We start from the raw sequence: 18,478 nt of genomic DNA on the forward strand, positions 1-18,478 counted from the left end.
AAATATTTATTGAAAATAATTATCAAGAAGGGGGAGAAATATACATGGCAAATGGTAGTTTCAGCATACTTGAAATGCTAAAGATAGCTATACTGATGGAGGAGGAAGGCTATAAATTTTATACTAACGGTATAAAACATACTACTGGAAAAGTTCAAAAATTTTTAAAAGTTGCTGCAGGCCAGGAATTTGTTCACAGGGAAAAGTTCCAGAAACTATATGATAAAATTTCCCGGAACAAACAGATTGAGTCCGAGTATCTCTTGGACAGTGAGGTATCCGGATATCTCAGGGGACTTATTGAAGACAGGGTGTTTGATAAGACTGAACAGCCGGAAGATGCATTTAAGGATTTGAAAACTGCTATACAGCATGCAATTGAAACTGAGAGACTTACGGTGCAGGTATATTCCCACATGTATAACGGAATTTCTAAAAAGGATGCGAAGGATATGCTGTCTGTTATATTGAAAGAAGAAAAGAGCCATGTGGAATATTTTTCAAAATTGCTTGATGACATGGTGGATTGATTGAATATCAAAAATATAATAAATGAACTCCTAAATATTGAGATGTATTTTAGGAGTTCTATTTTTTGCAGTTAAATAGGTTATTTTTGTGAAATAATGTGGAAACGATTGTATGCTTGATATGACTAAAATGTGTATGACAATATTTAACCATAAAAAATAATAATTTGATAAAATTTTGATATAAATGTTGATAATTTGATTAAAATTTAGTATTATATAAATTAAGTTTTTAAAACCTCGGGGTAATTTAAATTTTAAAATTTTAGGAGGCAGTTTTTATGAATAGTATAAATGGGGCAGATACTGTATTTGTGATAATATGTGCAGCACTTGTAATGGTAATGACTCCGGGATTGGCGCTTTTTTATGGAGGAATGGTAAGGGGGAAAAATACTCTGGACAGCACTCTTCACAGTTATTCTGCACTGGCGATAATATCTATTCAGTGGATACTTATAGGATATACACTGTGTTTTGGAAAGGATATAGGTGGACTGATAGGCGGTTTTAATTTTGCAGGGCTGAAGGGGGTTGGCTTTGCACCGAATGCAGATTATGCAAGCACGATCCCGCAGCAGGTATTCATGCTGTTTCAGCTTATGTTTGCCATAATAACTCCCGCACTTATATCGGGGTCCATTGCAGAGAGAATGAAATTTGTACATTGGGTGGTATTTCTAATATGCTGGACAACATTGGTCTATGATCCCATCGCCCACTGGGTATGGGGTGCCGGTGGATGGCTTAAAAATCTTGGAGCGCTTGATTTTGCAGGCGGCGATGTAGTTCATATAAGCTCCGGTGTATCGGGACTTGTTGCCGCACTTGTGCTTGGAAAGAGAAAAAATGTTGGAAAGCCGAGCAATCTTCCCATAACGTGTCTTGGGGCTGCAATTTTGTGGTTTGGATGGTATGGATTCAATGCAGGGAGTGCTCTTGCTGTAAATAATGCGGCTGTAAATGCCTTTTTAACTACCAATACATCTGCAGCGGCTTCGGCTGTGAGCTGGAGTATTTGTGAATTTATCCATAGGAGAAAAATAACTTCCCTTGGAGTTGCCAGCGGAATAGTTGCAGGTCTTGTGGCTATAACTCCGGGTGCTGGTTTTGTCAGCCCTTTGGCTTCGCTGGTTATAGGGTTTGCAGGAGGATTCATATGTTATTTTTGTATTACCTTTGTCAAATCCAGGCTTGGATATGATGATGCGTTGGATGCTTTTGGCTGCCACGGCATAGGAGGAATATGGGGCGGAATTGCCACCGGTATATTTGCATGGAAGGCAATCAATTCAGCAGGTGCAAATGGGTTGATACACGGAAATCCCAAACTTCTGGGGGTTCAGATTGTAGCTATCTTATCCAGCGTGGTATACTCGGCTGTTGTTACGTTTATTATAATTAAAGTAATTAATGCCGTAAGTAATATAAGAGTAGACAAAAAAGAAGAACAGTCGGGACTGGATGTTGCGGAACACGGCGAAGAAGCTTATGGTGGAATTCAAATGTAGAATATTTTTTGATAAGGGGGTATTAAATGATGGCTGATAAACTTACCAAGGTGGATATAATTACATCTAGAGGCAAATTTGAGGAATTGAAAAAAGCTCTAGGAGATATTGGAATTGCTGGCATGACAGTTACAAACGTGTTGGGATGCGGAATGCAGAAAGGTCATAAGGAATATTACCGCGGGCTTACCATGGACATAAATTTGATGCCTAAGGTGAAAATTGAAATAGTGGTCTGTGAAGTACCTGTGGATCTTGTGGTGGAGACTGCAAAAAAGGTTCTCTATACTGGAGAAATGGGGGATGGCAAGATATTTGTATATAATGTGGAAAATGTTATACGTATAAGTACGGGAGATGAGGGAAAGGCAGCCCTTCAGTACGATGACAGGAACAGGTAGAAATGCTGCACTGTATTGAAATAATTGCTTTATCTGGTAAAATAGATATAATAATATAATTTAACTCGATAAATGGGGAATTATTTAAACAGGACTGCATTTTATCCCGGAGGGGGAGGCCAGTGATGTGACGCGGGAGTACTGGAGGGAAAAGAAAGTTCATATATTGTTATAGAGGTTAAAAAGCTGGGAAGTTCTGTGTATCATTACATAGATGGAAAACTTCCGAAACCAGGTGAAAATTGTATCGGTAAAGATGAACAAGAGAATGTATGTAGAAATAGAAAATTAAAATATCAGGGGGGTTGTGTTTATGAATGTAGACAGGTGTATTGGTGAAGTTAAGAGGGACAACAATGTTGTTTCAAGGGCCTGCAGAATTCCGTATTTTCCACTGGTGGTGGAAAGCATAAAAGGATCAACTGTAAGAGATATAGATGGAAATGAATATATAGATCTACTGTGCAGTGCTGGTTCGACAAATGTTGGGGGAGCAAATGAGAAAGTGAAAAAATCCATAATAGATCAGGTAAACAAGTATATTCACTATACTCCAGGGTACTTGTACAACAAGCCCATGATTGATCTGGCCGAGAGACTTATAAAAATCACGCCGGGCAAGTTTGCAAAAAAAGTTGCTTTTGGACTTTCGGGATCGGATGCAAATGACGGTGCAATTAAATTTGCCAGGGCCTATACCGGCAGAAGTTCTATAATCACATTTATCGGGGCCTATCACGGTGCCACTTACGGTTCCATGTCCATGTCCGCAATTACAACCAAAATGAGAAGAAAACTTGGACCTTTTTTACCTGGTGTGTACAGTTTTCCCTATCCTAATTGCTATAGATGCATCTATGGTAAAAAAGAGAACTGCTGTAATTTGGAATGCCTTCGTCAGATTGGAATTGCCTTTGAAAGCTACCTGCCTCCGGAAGATGTTGCGGCAGTTGTGATTGAACCTATTCAGGGCGATGCGGGGATCATAGTGCCTCCGGGAAAATATATGAGAAAACTCCGTGAATTGTGTGCTCAAAACGGAATTTTGTTTATAAGCGAAGAAGTCCAGCAGGGATTTGGACGCACTGGCAGGTGGTTTGGCATTGAAAACTTTGATCTGATTCCGGATGCAGTCATACTTGGAAAGTCCATATCCAATGGAATGCCTTTAAGTGCAATTGTGGGAAGAGAAGAAATGATGCAGAGCCTTGATCCTCCCGCTCATATATTTACTACGGCCGCCAATCCGGTATGCTGCGCCTCTGCCGTAAGCACTGTAGACATAATTGCTGAAAAGGGGTTTCTGGAACATGTAAATGAAATCGGAAATTTTGCAAAGAATTATCTGAATCATTTGAAAGATGAATATACTATTATAGGAGATGTAAGAGGGATTGGCCTATCCATAGGAGTAGAACTTGTCGAGGATAAAATAAGCAAAGAAAAAAATATAGAAGCTGCTCTTAAGATATGTTACAGGTGCTATGAAAAGGGAGTTATACTCATATCTCTAAATGGAAATGTTCTTAGAATTCAGCCTCCTCTCATTATTACAAAAGATGAAATGTACAGGGCTTTGAAAATTATAAAATCCTCCATTGAAGATTACCTTCATGGAGATATACCTGACGATGTGCTGGACACTATAAAAGGCTGGTAGGGAATCTGCATCAGAAAGTATCTGAAAAAAATTTGATTTTCAGGTACTTTTTTTATTTTTTGCACTGCTTTTAAAAAATGCCTCTATGGATTGACCGGGTATTGTATGGTAGAATACATATTATGGACGTGAAAATTTGAATGTATTTGAGAAGAGATGAAAGCAAATTGAGATGTAGATATGTGTTATTTGATTTAGATGGGACATTGACGGAGTCCAAGGAGGGGATAACCAGGTCGGTGCAATATGCCTTGAAAAAATACAATATTTTTGTGGAAAATCTGGATTCACTTCAAAAATTTATAGGACCGCCCCTCAAGGATTCGTTTATTCAATATTATGGTTTTAGTGAAAAACAGGCATGTGGGGCAATTGGATATTATAGAAAGTATTTTGTATCCAGGGGAATGTTTCAAAATAAGGTATATGAAGGTATTGAAGACCTTCTGAAGAAACTCGAAAAATTAAAACTGAACCTGATGGTGGCTACTTCAAAACCTACGGTATTTGCCGAAAAAATATTGAGGCATTATGGACTGTACCCGTATTTTAGTGCTGTAGCCGGCGCCAATTTAGATGGGACAAGATGTACTAAGGGAGAAGTTATAGAGTATATTTTGGATAAGTACAATATAGGTGATCTTGACCGGGTAGTTATGGTAGGTGACAGAAAACATGATGTCCTCGGGGCTTCACAAAACGGAATAGATTGTATAGGCGTCACCTATGGATATGGTTCCGCCGGAGAGCTTAAAAATGCAGGTGCCGCTTATATTGTTCATGATGTGGGGGAATTGTTTACCAGGATTGTTTCCATTTAGGGAATAAATCCAGTAAATATACTGTCCTACCTCATGAAATTTTTTTTATAATACTCCTTCGGGGAAAGCATGAAGATTTTTTTAAAGGCCCTTGAAAAATTTGAATAGTCGTTGAATCCCGATTCCATACAGGCATCCGTGATGCTTCTGCCCTTTTTTATGAGCAGGTTGGACATGATTAACCTTTTCTGTATTATATAATTGTGGATTGTATACCCTGTTTGCTCTTTAAATTTATGCATAAGATAATATTTGCTCATGTAAAACCTGGAAGATATACTGTCTATTGACAGATCACTGCTTAGATTTTTATTTATGTAGTTAAGGATACTGCCTATATTTTCATCGCATTTTATATCGGAAAATTCCCTGAGGTTTTTTTGATCTAGAAACCACCTGTTTATATACACCATAAATTGTATAAAAAGGCAGTTTATAAGTGTTTTATAGCCGAATTCCCGGTTTTTTAAAGAGGACTTTATACGGGAAAGCAATTTTTTTGTGTCTGCAAGCTGGGGACCGTCAAGTCTGAGCAAATTAAACCTCTGTGCAGATGCCAGATCGAAACAGCTCAGCAGGTTGCAGTTGTTATTGTATTTTATAAGAAAATCCGGGTTTACCCAGAAGATTATTCTCTCATAAATTTTATTGGGGTCTATTACTGCCTTGTGTATGTCGTTGCTGTTTATGAGAAGTATGTCCCAGGGCTTTAATTTATAGGAATTCCCCTCGATCAGGTAGGTTGTATCACCTGATATGAAGATGACTATCTTGTTGAAGTCATGGTAATGAAATTGAAAGTCGATGGATTCCCTGTTTTTTAGATGGAATATTTTAAAATCCCTGTGGAGGTAGCCCTTCTTTATTTTAAGAATTTTATTTTTACACATATATTTATATCTCCAATCGTTATAATTATAGGTTAAAGCATTTTTTGCAATGTTTCAAGCATTTTTAACAATAAAAAACGCAAAAAATTGGGATATAATAAACTATATAAACAATATTTTGGAGGTATTGATTAATGAAGTCTTTTTTGAAGAATTACAAATTTCCCGCTATACTGCTCGGCTCAATAGTTTTGGGTGCGGTGATAGGCATAGTGGCAGGACCTAAAGCTGTGGTATTAAAACCTTTTGGGGACTTATTTTTAAATCTGATGTTCATGATAATAATACCACTGGTGTTTTTCAGTGTTTCCTCCGCCATAGCCAGTATGAATGGGATGAAGAGACTGGGAAAGATCATGGCAAGCACATTCTTTATTTTTTTATGTACATCTCTTGTAGCTTCCGTAGTTGGTTTTATGGGTGCCGTTGTTGTAAATCCGGCCAAGGGGATAGATTACAGCACGTTGAAAAAAATTGTTTCTACCGGAGGGGGTGCTGCACAAAAGGCCAAACAGGGGGGGATTTTGGAACAGCTGGTAAATACCGTTACCGTTTCGGATTTCGTTTCCCTGCTTTCCAAGAATAATATGCTCCAGCTCATTGTGTTTTCAGTACTCTTTGGGATTTCAACAGCCCTGGTAGGTGAAAAAGCTAAGCCTGTCACAAAGTTTTTGTCGGCAGCTTCGGACGTCACTATGAAAATGGTGAAGATAGTGATGTACTATGCACCAATAGGACTTGGGTGCTATTTTGCTTCAGTGATAGGATCCCTCGGTACCAAAATACTTCAAGGCTATCTTAGAGTTTTCATTCTCTATATAGTTCTGGCCCTGGTGTACTATTTTGGATTTTTTACCCTGTATGCTTTTCTGTCAGGGGGGAGGAAGGCAGTCAATATATTCTGGAAAAACGTGCTGACACCTACTATAACAGCCTTAGCTACCTGCTCAAGTGCGGCGACCATTCCGATCAATCTGGAATTTACGAAAAGAATGGGTGTAGCCGATGATCTGGCGGAAACCGTAATTCCAATGGGTGCAAATATACACAAGGACGGATCTGCCATAGGCGGTGTCATGAAAATTACATTTTTGTTTGGACTTTTTGGTAAAAGCATGGCCACTCCTTCTTCGGCACTGTCCATAATTTTTGTGGCGTTTCTTGTAGGAGCTGTAATGGCGGCTATTCCAAGTGGGGGTATGATCGGGGAAATGCTTATTTTAAGTGTATATAATTTTCCGACGGAGTTACTTCCCATAATTGCTGTCATAAGTGTTATAATAGATGCACCAGCCACCGTGCTGAATTCTGCTGGAAACACAGTGTCCAGCATGCTTATATCGAGACTTGTAGAGGGAAAGCAGTGGCTTTCCGCCAAAAACTAACAAATTGACAATTGTAAATTGTGCATTGTCAATCGTAAATTGTAAAAACTCGGGAGTTGATTATTGTGAATTTAAAAAAAATATTAAATAATATAGAATACGAAGTTGTCAGGGGAAATGACAATCTGGATATAGGGGAAATACAATATGATTCGAGAGAAATAAAGAAGGGGGATGTCTTTGTATGCATCCGGGGATATGTTACAGACGGTCATAAATATATAGGAAGTGCCTGTGAAAATGGAGCTTCGGCAGTTGTGCTGAGTGAAGATGTGAAACCCGTGCCCGGTTGTACCGTAATAAGGGTAAAAGACACCAGAAAGACCCTTGCCCTTATGGCCTCAAATTATTATGGAAATCCCTCGGAAAAATTGAAGGTCATAGGTGTGACGGGCACCAACGGCAAGACCACGTCGACTTTTATGGTAAAGTCCATATTGGAAGCGGCAGGCTTCAAAGTAGGTCTCATAGGGACCATATCCAATTTTATAGGAGATAAGAAGATACCTTCCCATAGGACCACTCCTGAATCTCTTGAGCTTCAGAAATTATTGGCACGGATGGTGGAAGAGTCCGTGGATTATTGTGTCATGGAAGCTTCCTCCCATTCGCTGTATTTGGACAGAACTTACGGGATCAAATTCTGCCAGGCGATATTTACGAATTTGACTAGAGACCACCTGGACTTTCACAAGACATTTGAGAATTACTATAGGGCAAAATTGATCCTGTTTCAAAATGCACTCAATTCCATAGTGAATATAGATGACAGGTACGGTGAAAGAATATGCAAAGATGCACCGGGAACTAAAGTTACCTATGCCATAGATAAAAAGGCAGATGTCCAGGGAGGCAGTTTGAATGTACATTCCAGGGGAATAGCTTTTACCATAACCTACGGCGGGGATAAAGAGTCAATAAATTTAAACATCCCGGGTAAATACAATGCGATGAACGCCCTGGGAAGTGCAGCGGCATGTTTGTGCGAGGGAGTTGATCTTCACAATGTGAAAAAGGGTCTTGAGCAGATGGAATCTGTTCCGGGAAGATGTGAGGTAGTTACAAAACCTTATAATTTGGGATATGAAGTTATAGTGGATTTTGCCCACACACCTGACGGACTGAAGAATATACTGAAAACCGTCAGGGAATTTACTAATGGAAAACTCATATGCGTATTTGGATGCGGCGGCGACAGAGACAACACAAAAAGACCTGTAATGGGCAAAATAGGTACTGAGCTTTCTGATTTTGCATTTATAACCTCGGATAATCCGCGGACGGAGGATCCCATGTCCATTATAAGGGAAATACTGACCGGAGTTGAAAAACACAATTATACTGTTATTGAAAACAGGAGAGAGGCTATAAAGGCGGCCATGAAGATGGCAAAAAGGGGAGATGTGGTAGTTGTGGCAGGAAAGGGACACGAAACCTATCAGATTCTCAAAGACAAGACCATACATTTTGATGAAAGAGAAGTAGTAGCGGATATTGTAAAGGAACTTTCAAGTTAAAATTTTACTGCCGGAAATTTTTGTTCATTGTAAAGGAGGAGAAAATCTTGAATTTATATATTTCGGATTTGGATGGAACACTGATGAATTCAAAACAACTTATAAGTAAAAGATCAGCTTCAATTATAAACGGGCTCATATCTTCAGGACTTAAATTTACTGCTGCCACGGCCAGATCCTATGAGTCGTCAGAAAATATATTGAAGCCCCTAAACCTGAACTTGCCTGTGATTTTAAACAATGGAGTATTTATCTACGATCCTGTTTCAGGCAAAAATGTTGTAGAAAATTACATGGATAACAGTTCGGCAAAATTTGTTTTAGAATATTACGAGTCCAGGGGCATATGTCCTTTTGTGTCAGCAGTGAATTTAAAAGGAGACAAAAAATTATTCTACAGGGGGATATCGAACAGAGGGCAGGAAATATATATAAATTCAAGAAAAGCACAGAAGGACAGTAGACTGACCCTTATAGACAGATCTCTGCCTCTTGAAAGCTATAGTGTAGTGAATATATTTGCCATAGAGAAAAAAGAGCGTCTTGACGGTGCATATGCATTGTTCAAAGATAAACTGGACGTGAGCTGCCAGTACACTGAAGAAATATATTCCAGGGGATTCTTCTGGCTGGAAGTTACGAACCCCAGGGGCAATAAAGGGCTGGCAGGAGGGTTCCTGAAAAAATATTTAAAGGCCGACAAACTTATTTGTTTTGGAGACAACCTGAATGATGTGCCGCTTTTTAAAGTATCAGATGAAAAATATGCGGTAAAAAACGCCTACCCACAGCTCAAAAACCTTGCCACGGGAATTATAGGCCGCAATGATGAAGATGGAGTGGCTGAATTCCTCTTAAAATCCAGTGCAGCCGCAAAATACCGAGTGGACAGGCAGCCCTCGGAAAATGCCGGAAAAAGCCGGGTGGACAGGCAACCCCCGGGGGTTGTTAATAAATTGTGAACAAATTTAGGACGCTTGACATAAGGCAATATTTTAATTAGAATTAACTCAAATAGAACTTTGAGTGAAAAATGCACTTTAAATTGGTCCTGTGAGGCCAGAAAGGGATGTATTGTTTTGGTTAGTCTTTTTTATGACTTTAAAAAAATGAACAGTTTTAGAAATTTTGGCAATGAAAAAGTTATTTCCATAGATAATTTTTTTTATTGCCTTTTTCTTTTCAAATAGCCGATTAAGTGTATTTTTGCTTATAAAAATGCAGGAGGTAATTTATGAGAGCAAAACTTATATTGGAAAATGGAAGTGTCTTTTGCGGCGAGGGCTTCGGCTGCCTCAAAGACAGTGTTGGTGAAGTGGTATTCAACACCGGTATGACGGGATATGGGGAAATATTTACGGATCCTTCTTATTATGGTCAGATAGTGACCATGACCTATCCTCTTATAGGAAATTATGGGGTTGATCTGGGCGACTTGGAATCAGCTTCACCTAAGGTGAAGGGAGTTGTCGTTAGGGAAATATGCCATTATTCCAGCAGCTTTAAGTCGGAGATGGAACTTGAGGATTACCTTAAGATAAATAAGGTAGTGGGACTCTCTGGAATTGATACCAGGGCACTTACAAAATCGCTCAGGTCAAAGGGCACCATGAAAGGAATCATAACTGTAGAGGATCTGGATTTTCATGCAGTAAAAAATACAATTGAATCCTTTTCCAATAAAAATGCAGTATCTGAAGTAACTGCGAAGAAAAAATATACAGTTGGAAAAGGACAAAAGAAAATAGCAGTTTTGGATTTTGGCGTCAAGAAGAGCATGATAAAAGCATTTTTGGATAGAAACTGCACTGTAACGGTATTTCCGGCAGCATCTAGAGCAGAAGATATTCTTGAAATTGATCCGGATCTGATATTTCTGTCAAACGGGCCCGGAGACCCTGCAGATCTGCACTTTGAAATAGAGAACATAAAAAAGCTCATAGGCAGAAAACCTATAGTGGGAATATGTCTCGGGCACCAGCTCCTGGCACTGGCGCTGGGGGGAACCACGGCGAAACTTAAATTTGGACACAGAGGTTGTAACCATCCTGTGAAAGATCTTACAAGCGGTAAAGTCAGGATAACCTCTCAAAATCACGGGTACTATGTAGATAAATTGCCTGAGAATATGGAAATAACTCATGTCAGTTTAAATGATGGAACCATAGAGGGGATGAAACACAAATCACTTCCCATATTTTCGGTACAGTTTCATCCAGAGGCATGTCCCGGACCAGAGGATAATGGTTATATATTTGAGGAATTTATGAAATATGCACTTTAAAATTGTCAACTGTCAATTGTAAATTGTAAATTGTAGAAGGGAGCGGCATTATGCCTTTAAATAAAAATATCAAAAAAGTTATCGTAATAGGATCCGGCCCTATAGTCATAGGTCAGGCAGCTGAATTTGACTATTCAGGTACACAGGCCTGCGAGTCCTTGAGAGAAGAGGGAGTTGAAGTAGTACTTGTAAACAGCAATCCTGCTACTATAATGACTGACGGTGAAGTGGCGGACAAGGTTTATATAGAGCCCCTTACAGTGGAATTTGTGGAAAAAGTCATAAAAAAGGAAAGACCTGACAGCCTTTTGGCCAGTGTGGGCGGCCAGACAGCTTTGAATCTTGCACTGAAGCTGTATGAAGGCGGCATACTTGAAAAATATGGTGTAAATATAATAGGAACTTCTATAGAATCGATAAGGGAAGGCGAGGATAGAGAACTTTTCAAAGAGGCAATGGGCAGAATAAACCAGCCTGTGGTGGAAAGCGGAACTGTAGAAGATGTAAAAAGCGGGGAAAAACTTGCGGACCAAATAGGGTATCCTGTTATAGTAAGACCTGCCTATACCCTTGGAGGTACCGGCGGCGGTATAGCTGAAACTGAAGAGGAATTGGAACCCATATTAAGATCGGGACTTGAACTTAGTTCCATAGGTCAGGTGCTTTTGGAGAAGAGTATAAAGGGATGGAAGGAAATAGAATATGAAGTTATGAGAGATAATGCAGGCAATTGCATAACTGTCTGCAATATGGAAAACATAGATCCTGTCGGAATCCATACGGGGGACAGCATAGTGGTAGCTCCCAGCCAGACCCTGTCGGACAGGGAATATCAAATGCTCAGGACCGCCTCCATTGATATAATAAATGAAGTTGAAATAAAGGGAGCCTGTAATGTACAACTGGCCTTAAATCCTGATTCCCTTGAGTATGAAGTTATAGAAATAAATCCCAGAGTTAGCCGTTCATCGGCTCTTGCCTCCAAGGCGACGGGATATCCCATTGCAAAGGTGGCGGCCAAAATAGCACTTGGTTACAATCTTGACGAGATAAGAAATGCAGTTACCAAAAAAACTTATGCCTGCTTTGAACCTTCGCTGGATTATGTGGTTATAAAAATTCCCAAATGGCCCTTTGACAAATTTGAAAGCGCCAAAAGAGAACTCGGCACAAAAATGATGGCTACCGGCGAGATAATGGCCATAGGAAGCAATTTTGAAGCTGCTTTTTTAAAGGGAGTCAGGTCTCTGGAGCTCGGGGCTTATTCACTGGATTATGGAAAATTTAAAAATCTTGCTTTGGAAAAGCTCAAGGATAAAATAAAACGCCCTGATGATGAGAGAATATTTGCACTGGCAGAATTGCTGAGGAGAAAGTACAGGGTAGAAAAGCTTTCGGAAATCACTGGAATGGACAGGTTTTTCATACACAAATTCAAGTGGATAATAGATGAAGAGGAAAAACTTAAATCCTGCAGTATAGGCAGCCTGGATAAAAAATGGCTTGAAATGCTCAAGAAAAAAGGCTTTTCAGACAAGGGAATAGCTGACATGCTCGGGGTTTCTCCAGATGAAATATACAGGCTGAGGAGGATATGGGGCATAATTCCGTCCTACAAGATGGTAGATACGTGTGCGGGGGAGTTTGAAGCACTTTCACCCTATTATTATTCCACTTATGAGAAATATGACGAAGTTTCTGTTTCCTCCGGTAAAAAAGTTGTGGTAATAGGCTCAGGCCCTATAAGAATAGGCCAGGGTATAGAATTTGACTATGCTTCCGTACACTGCATAAAAACCCTTAAAAAATTCAACATAGAAACCATAATAATAAACAATAATCCTGAAACTGTCAGCACTGACTTTGATATTTCAGATAAACTCTATTTTGAGCCTATCACCAAAGAGGATGTACTGAGCATACTGGACAAGGAAAAACCCTATGGGGTGATACTCCAGTTCGGAGGAGAAACTGCAATAAAGCTGGCGGAGTTTTTAAAGGAAAAAGGGATAGTCACTCTTGGAACTACTGCGGATCAGATAGATATGGCAGAAGATAGGGAAAAATTTGATTCACTGCTTGAAAAATTAAATATTCAGAGGCCTAATGGCAGGGGAGTATGTTCTGTTGAAGAAGGGGTCGAAGAGGCGGAAAGGGTTGGCTTCCCGGTTCTGGTAAGGCCTTCCTATGTACTTGGAGGGCAGGGTATGGAGATAACCTATGACGTGGAAGAGCTCGTCTACTATCTTTCTATGGCTTTTGAAAAAGACAGGAAAAATCCCGTACTGATAGACAAATATCTTATGGGGAGGGAAATAGAAGTGGATGCAATATGTGATGGTGAGGACGTACTTGTGCCGGGAATCATGGAGCACCTGGAAAGGGCTGGAATTCACTCCGGTGATAGTATAACTATGTATCCAAGCCAGAACATAAGCGGCGGCATGAAGAAAAAAATATTGGACTGTACCATGAAACTGGCCATCGGCATAGGTATAAAGGGAATGATAAATGTACAGTTTATAGAATATAGGGGGAATCTCTATGTAATAGAAGTCAACCCCAGGGCTTCGAGAACAGTTCCCTATATAAGCAAGGTCAGCGGTGTCCCCATAGTTGATATTGCCACCAGGGTAATGCTTGGTGAGAAACTTAGAAACATGGAATATGGAGTTGGAATTTTCAGGGAACCATCTATAGTGTCCGTAAAAGTTCCTGTATTCTCCACCCAGAAGCTCCCCAATGTGGAAGTTTCCCTGGGACCTGAGATGAGATCCACAGGAGAGGTGCTTGGAGTTTCCACTACCCTGACTGGTGCACTTTATAAAGGCTTTGTTGCTGCAGGGATGTTTTCACCTATGAAAAAGGGAACCATACTTGCCACTGTAAGCGACCATGACAAAAGTGAATTTCTGCCGATAGCAAGGGAAATTGACAGGATGGGAATAAAATTTATAGCCACCAGAAATACGGCAAAGCTATTGAGAGATAGCGGCATTGAAGTTGAAGAGACAAGAAAAGTAAAGGAAGGACATCCGAACATCATAGATATTATAAAAAATGGACAGGTGGATATGGTAGTGAATACCCCGACAAAGGGAAATGATTCCACCAGGGATGGATTTCATATAAGGAGAGCGGCAGTGGAAAGGAATATAGAGGTAATAACATCCATTGATACATTTAGGACAATGATAAAGGTAAAGGAGGAAAAAGTAGATGAAGACGCACTTCAGGTGTTCTGCAACTGCGGCATCAGGTGAGGATATGACAGGGAAGGAAAAAGCGAAAATAAAGAGAATAGAGGATATAAGGGGACTTGCGAAAAAATATTACCGGGATGTAGTGGAACTGAGGAGATATTTTCATATTCATCCGGAACTTAGCAAAAGGGAATTCAACACTCAGAGAAAAATCATCGAGGTTTTGGGGGAACTGGATGAGATGAAAATAAGAAAAGTCGGAAAAACCGGTGTCATTGCAGATTTAAAGGGCGGCAGACCTGGTGGAACCATAGCAGTTCGTGCCGATATGGATGCACTTGCCATAGATGATGAATGCGGCAGGCCGTACCAATCACAAAATAAGGGTGCCTGCCATGCCTGCGGTCATGATGGTCATGTGGCCATGCTGCTTGGTACTGCCAGAATTTTGCATGGATTCCGCCGTGATATTGCTGGGAATATAAGATTTATATTTCAGCCCAGTGAAGAAGAAGTGGCCGATGGTTCGGGAGCTGAAGCCATCATAGAAGACGGCGGCCTTAAAGGTGTGGACGCTATTATAGGGGCCCATCTGTGGCAGCCTGTCAGAAGTGGGGTCGTGGGAATTTCCGCCGGACCCATGATGGCGGCAAGCGATGAATTTGAAATAAGAATTGAGGGGAAAGCAGGTCATGCCTCCATGCCGCACCAGACGGTGGATTCCATACTGACTGCATCTGAAATTGTAATTGCCCTTAATACAATTGTGGGGAGGGATGTGGATCCGATGAAACAGGCCGTTGTATCTGTAGGTGTCTTCAATTCGGGACGTGTTTACAATGCCATAGCAGGTGAAGCCGTGCTCAAGGGGACCATCAGGACGCTGGATGAAGAAGTTAGGAGCCAGGTGTTCACCCACATAAAAAAAATTGTGGAACACACCTGTGAAATGACAGGGGCCCATTGCGATATCAAAAAGAATGCATGCACATATGTAGTTGACAATGATCCGAAAATTGCCGCCATCGTCTTGAAAGCCGGCAGGGAAATGATAGACGGAAAGGCCCATCCCATAGATCCGTTTATGAGCAGCGAAGATTTTTCATATTATATGAGGAAAATACCCGGGTGTTTTATCTTTGTGGGTGTGGGCAACCGTGAAAAGGGAATAATATATCCCCAGCATCATCCCAAATATGATATAGATGAAAGTGCCATGCTTTACGGTATGGAAGTTATGGCCAATGCAGCTTTGAAGCTTTTGGAAAATTTCAGGTAGATATTTGGTTCTCAGGCTGTGTGAAAAATGACTTTGAAGAGGGAGCCTTCCCCGGGAGTACTCGACACGGTTATGGCTCCCCTGTGTTCTTCAACTATTGATTTGGCGATTGAAAGCCCCAGACCGAAATTCCCGTTGTTTCCTGATCTGACTTTATCTACTTTATAGAACCTGTCGAATATTTTGTCTATGTGCTCCGGGGCTATACCTTCCCCGGTGTCCTGTACCGTTATCTGTATGTTTCCATTTATCCTGCACAGGTTTATTTCAATGGACTTTCCTGCAGGTGTATGTTTTATGGCATTGTGGATGAGGATTGCCATGAGCTGTTTTATGCGGCCCTCGTCTCCCGTAAAATTTATTTTGGATTCTATATGGGAAGTCATCTGTATTTCATGTTTTATTGCGGAGGCTTCAAAGGGGACAATGGACTGGGTGACTGCACTGCTTAAGTTGAAATTTGAAAAATTCAGCTGCTGCCGGTTGGAATCGGATCTTGCAAGATAGAGCAGATCCTCTATGAGTCTGGTCATCCTTCCCGTTTCCAGCTTGATATTTTTCAGCCATTTGTGCTGGCTTTTTATGGTGTCGTCCGGACTGCCAATGACTATATCGAGATTTGTAGTTATAACTGCAAGAGGTGTCCTGAGTTCGTGGGATGCATCTGCTACGAAATTCTGCTGCTTTTTCCAGGCACTTATTATTGGCCTCAGGGATATGCTTGCAATAAATAGGCTTATGATGAATACCAGTATGAGGCTTATTGTACAGACTGAAATCGATATGATTATCAGGTTATGGAGTATTTCATTGTCCGGGGTCTTATCCAGAAAAACCAGTATGAAGCCGTAATTTTTGGGGACTTTCAGGTATCTTAAATTGTAATTTCTGTAGCTTATGCTGCCCCGTGATGTATTTTCCCTAAAAACAGACTTTACTATGGCCTCGTAAGTGTATCTGTCTATATTTGAATTCCAGGATATTTCGATTATGTTTCCGTCATCATCTGTTTTTACAAAAAAACTTTCCATGGAGTTCATGTTTCTATTTGGAGGTTTAAGCGGAGGCACTCTTTCCGTCTCTGCTGTTTTAATCATTTTTTCACGGGATGAGTGTTCAAAGTTTCTATCCATAAGTATGTATATTCCCGAAAATATGGTGATGAGTACCAGGCTTGTAAGTATCAAATTAGTTAGAACCAATTCCACCTTTAACTTTTTAAACATGATCAGACCTCTTTTAGGCAGTATCCTATGCCCCTTATTGTTTCAATTTTCACGCCGCAGTTGAGCTTTCTGAGCTTTTTTCTCAGGTAGGAAAAGTACACTTCAATGTTGTTGTTCATTTCCACGTCGGAATCCATGCCCCATACTCTGTCCAGAATTTGATCCTTAGTGATTACCTGATTTTTGTTTCGTGCTAAGAGCTCCAGAAGCTGGGATTCTTTTGTGGTCAGTTTTACCGTGTTTCCCCTGCATTTGATTTGGCCTTTCTGGGGATCAAAGATCAGGGAGGCCAATTTTATGTTCTCGTCCTGTATGAAATCCACGTGCCTCCTTCCAAGAGCCCTTATTCTGGCCAGAAGTTCTTCTGTAGAAAAGGGCTTTACCAGGTAATCGTCCGCGCCGTTGTCAAGGCCCTCCACCCTGTTTGAAATGGAATCCATGGCTGTAAGTATTATAACTGGAGTTTGGATTTTGTTTTTTCTGATGTCTTTAAGTACGTCCAGCCCATTTTTCCCGGGAAGCATCCTATCAAGTATTATTACGTCGTATATTTGTGTCTCGGCCATTTCCTCCCCTTCAATTCCGTCATAGACTGCATCCACACTGTAATTGTTTTTTCTGAGAATATATACCAGGGCATCTGAAAGCATTACCTCATCTTCAATTAAAAGCAATCTCATGATTTCACCTCACTTTATAGTACAATTATACGCCAGAAATACAGATTTTTAAAGGATATGGTTTATTTTTAAGGCTTTTTTAAGGTTGAAACTACAAAATTATAATAATCAATTTAATTTCTACAAAACTGAGGTGAAAAAAATGCGGCAAGAAATTGTTTATTCTGTGGTGGTACCTCTGTATAACGAGGAAATGGTAATAGACGAGAGCTATAAAAGACTTAAGAAAATCATGGACACCACTTCTGAAAGCTATGAGATTATATTTGTAAATGACGGAAGTTTGGATAAAACCCGTGAAAAGGCAGAGAAAATCTGCAGTCAGGATGTGAATGTCAAGCTTGTTAACTTCTCCAGAAATTTTGGACATCAGCCTGCCATAACCGCAGGAATGAGGACTTCCAGCGGTAAAGCAGTTATTGTAATAGATGCGGATCTTCAAGATCCGCCTGAAGTAATGCTCAAGATGATTGAAAAATGGAAACAGGGATATGATGTGGTCTATGGGAAGAGAATAAAGAGAGAAGGTGAATCCTTCATAAAAAAATTTACCGCCGGCGCTTTCTATAGGATCCTAAAGAGCATGACCAGCATTGATATTCCTGTAGATACTGGAGATTTCAGGCTTATAGACAGAAAAGTGTGTGATGTCTTGAATTCTCTGCCGGAAAGGAACAGATATGTAAGGGGGCTTGTCAGCTGGATTGGATACAGGCAGACATATGTGGAATTTGTAAGACAGGAGAGATTTGCAGGAGACACTAAATATCCCCTAAAAAAAATGTTCAAACTGGCTTTTGACGGTATAACGTCTTTTTCCTATAAACCCCTTGTAATATCAGGATATTTGGGTGGGGTATCATTTCTCGCAGGCATGATCATGCTGGTGAAAGATCTTGTGGATTTTGCGGCAAAGGGTTTGAAACTGGTGAATTTTCAGTTCCTGCTGTCTGTCGATCTGATTATGTTTGGAATTGTGTTGTCCTGTATGGGCATGATAGGCCAGTATATAGGCCGAATTTTTGATGAATGCAGGGGAAGACCCAATTATATTATTGAAAACATAGTAAATAAAAGGGGAGATTAGGAAA

General features: G+C 40.3%; 15 protein-coding genes. 12 read left to right on the top strand and 3 right to left on the bottom strand.

Annotation, left to right across the window (positions count from 1 at the left end; genetic code table 11):
- Positions 1-44: 44 nt before the first annotated feature.
- The 5 genes from AB8S09_RS11185 to AB8S09_RS11205 all read left to right on the top strand — a co-directional run bounded on the left by AB8S09_RS11185 (position 45) and on the right by AB8S09_RS11205 (position 4,923).
- Positions 45-530 (top strand): ferritin family protein, encoded by a 486-nt coding sequence (locus AB8S09_RS11185; protein ID WP_294180266.1) that lies wholly within the window; start codon positions 45-47, stop codon positions 528-530.
- 281 nt (positions 531-811) lie between these two features.
- Positions 812-2,041, top strand: a complete 1,230-nt coding sequence (locus AB8S09_RS11190) for an ammonium transporter (protein WP_294180267.1) — start codon at positions 812-814, stop codon at positions 2,039-2,041.
- 29 nt (positions 2,042-2,070) lie between these two features.
- Positions 2,071-2,442, top strand: a complete 372-nt coding sequence (locus tag AB8S09_RS11195; RefSeq protein ID WP_294180326.1) for a P-II family nitrogen regulator — start codon at positions 2,071-2,073, stop codon at positions 2,440-2,442.
- A gap of 313 nt (positions 2,443-2,755) precedes the next feature.
- Positions 2,756-4,102 carry an aspartate aminotransferase family protein gene (locus AB8S09_RS11200; RefSeq protein ID WP_369869130.1) on the top strand — a complete coding sequence of 449 codons (1,347 nt, stop codon included), beginning with the start codon at positions 2,756-2,758 and terminating at the stop codon, positions 4,100-4,102.
- A 140-nt stretch (positions 4,103-4,242) separates the two neighbouring features.
- On the top strand, positions 4,243-4,923 hold the full coding sequence (locus AB8S09_RS11205; protein WP_294180269.1) for an HAD family hydrolase: 681 nt from the start codon (positions 4,243-4,245) through the stop codon (positions 4,921-4,923).
- Positions 4,924-4,949: 26 nt separating this feature from the next.
- On the opposite strand, the gene AB8S09_RS11210 is transcribed toward AB8S09_RS11205, so the two are convergent.
- Positions 4,950-5,813 carry an AraC family transcriptional regulator gene (locus tag AB8S09_RS11210; protein WP_369869131.1) on the bottom strand — a complete coding sequence of 288 codons (864 nt, stop codon included), beginning with the start codon at positions 5,811-5,813 and terminating at the stop codon, positions 4,950-4,952.
- A gap of 134 nt (positions 5,814-5,947) precedes the next feature.
- Here AB8S09_RS11210 and AB8S09_RS11215 point away from each other — a divergent pair, with 134 nt between their 5' ends.
- The 6 genes from AB8S09_RS11215 to AB8S09_RS11240 all read left to right on the top strand — a co-directional run bounded on the left by AB8S09_RS11215 (position 5,948) and on the right by AB8S09_RS11240 (position 15,481).
- The gene (locus AB8S09_RS11215; RefSeq protein ID WP_294180271.1) at positions 5,948-7,198 is read left to right on the top strand and encodes a dicarboxylate/amino acid:cation symporter; all 1,251 of its coding nucleotides are present in this window, start codon (positions 5,948-5,950) and stop codon (positions 7,196-7,198) included.
- A gap of 65 nt (positions 7,199-7,263) precedes the next feature.
- Positions 7,264-8,715, top strand: coding sequence for a UDP-N-acetylmuramoyl-L-alanyl-D-glutamate--2,6-diaminopimelate ligase (locus AB8S09_RS11220; protein WP_369869132.1), 1,452 nt, complete (start codon positions 7,264-7,266; stop codon positions 8,713-8,715).
- Between the two features lie 47 nt (positions 8,716-8,762).
- On the top strand, positions 8,763-9,677 hold the full coding sequence (locus AB8S09_RS11225; protein WP_369869133.1) for an HAD family hydrolase: 915 nt from the start codon (positions 8,763-8,765) through the stop codon (positions 9,675-9,677).
- 272 nt (positions 9,678-9,949) lie between these two features.
- Positions 9,950-10,999: a carbamoyl phosphate synthase small subunit gene (locus tag AB8S09_RS11230; RefSeq protein WP_369869134.1), complete on the top strand. Its 1,050-nt coding sequence runs from the start codon at positions 9,950-9,952 to the stop codon at positions 10,997-10,999.
- Between the two features lie 50 nt (positions 11,000-11,049).
- Positions 11,050-14,262, top strand: a complete 3,213-nt coding sequence (gene carB, locus AB8S09_RS11235; protein ID WP_294180275.1) for a carbamoyl-phosphate synthase large subunit — start codon at positions 11,050-11,052, stop codon at positions 14,260-14,262.
- A complete protein-coding gene (locus AB8S09_RS11240; RefSeq protein ID WP_369869135.1) occupies positions 14,219-15,481 on the top strand; it encodes a M20 metallopeptidase family protein in 1,263 nt (420 codons plus the stop codon). The genes carB and AB8S09_RS11240 overlap by 44 nt, the downstream gene beginning before the upstream one ends.
- A gap of 11 nt (positions 15,482-15,492) precedes the next feature.
- Here AB8S09_RS11240 and AB8S09_RS11245 read toward each other — a convergent pair whose 3' ends face one another.
- Positions 15,493-16,707, bottom strand: coding sequence for a sensor histidine kinase (locus tag AB8S09_RS11245; protein WP_369869136.1), 1,215 nt, complete (start codon positions 16,705-16,707; stop codon positions 15,493-15,495).
- Positions 16,708-16,709: 2 nt separating this feature from the next.
- Positions 16,710-17,387 carry a response regulator transcription factor gene (locus AB8S09_RS11250; protein ID WP_369869137.1) on the bottom strand — a complete coding sequence of 226 codons (678 nt, stop codon included), beginning with the start codon at positions 17,385-17,387 and terminating at the stop codon, positions 16,710-16,712.
- Positions 17,388-17,529: 142 nt separating this feature from the next.
- Here AB8S09_RS11250 and AB8S09_RS11255 point away from each other — a divergent pair, with 142 nt between their 5' ends.
- A complete protein-coding gene (locus tag AB8S09_RS11255; RefSeq protein WP_294180279.1) occupies positions 17,530-18,474 on the top strand; it encodes a glycosyltransferase family 2 protein in 945 nt (314 codons plus the stop codon).
- Positions 18,475-18,478: the final 4 nt, after the last annotated feature.

Origin of the sequence: Clostridium lapidicellarium, assembly GCF_041224415.1 — a bacterium.
Classification (GTDB): domain Bacteria; phylum Bacillota; class Clostridia; order Clostridiales; family Clostridiaceae; genus Clostridium_B; species Clostridium_B lapidicellarium.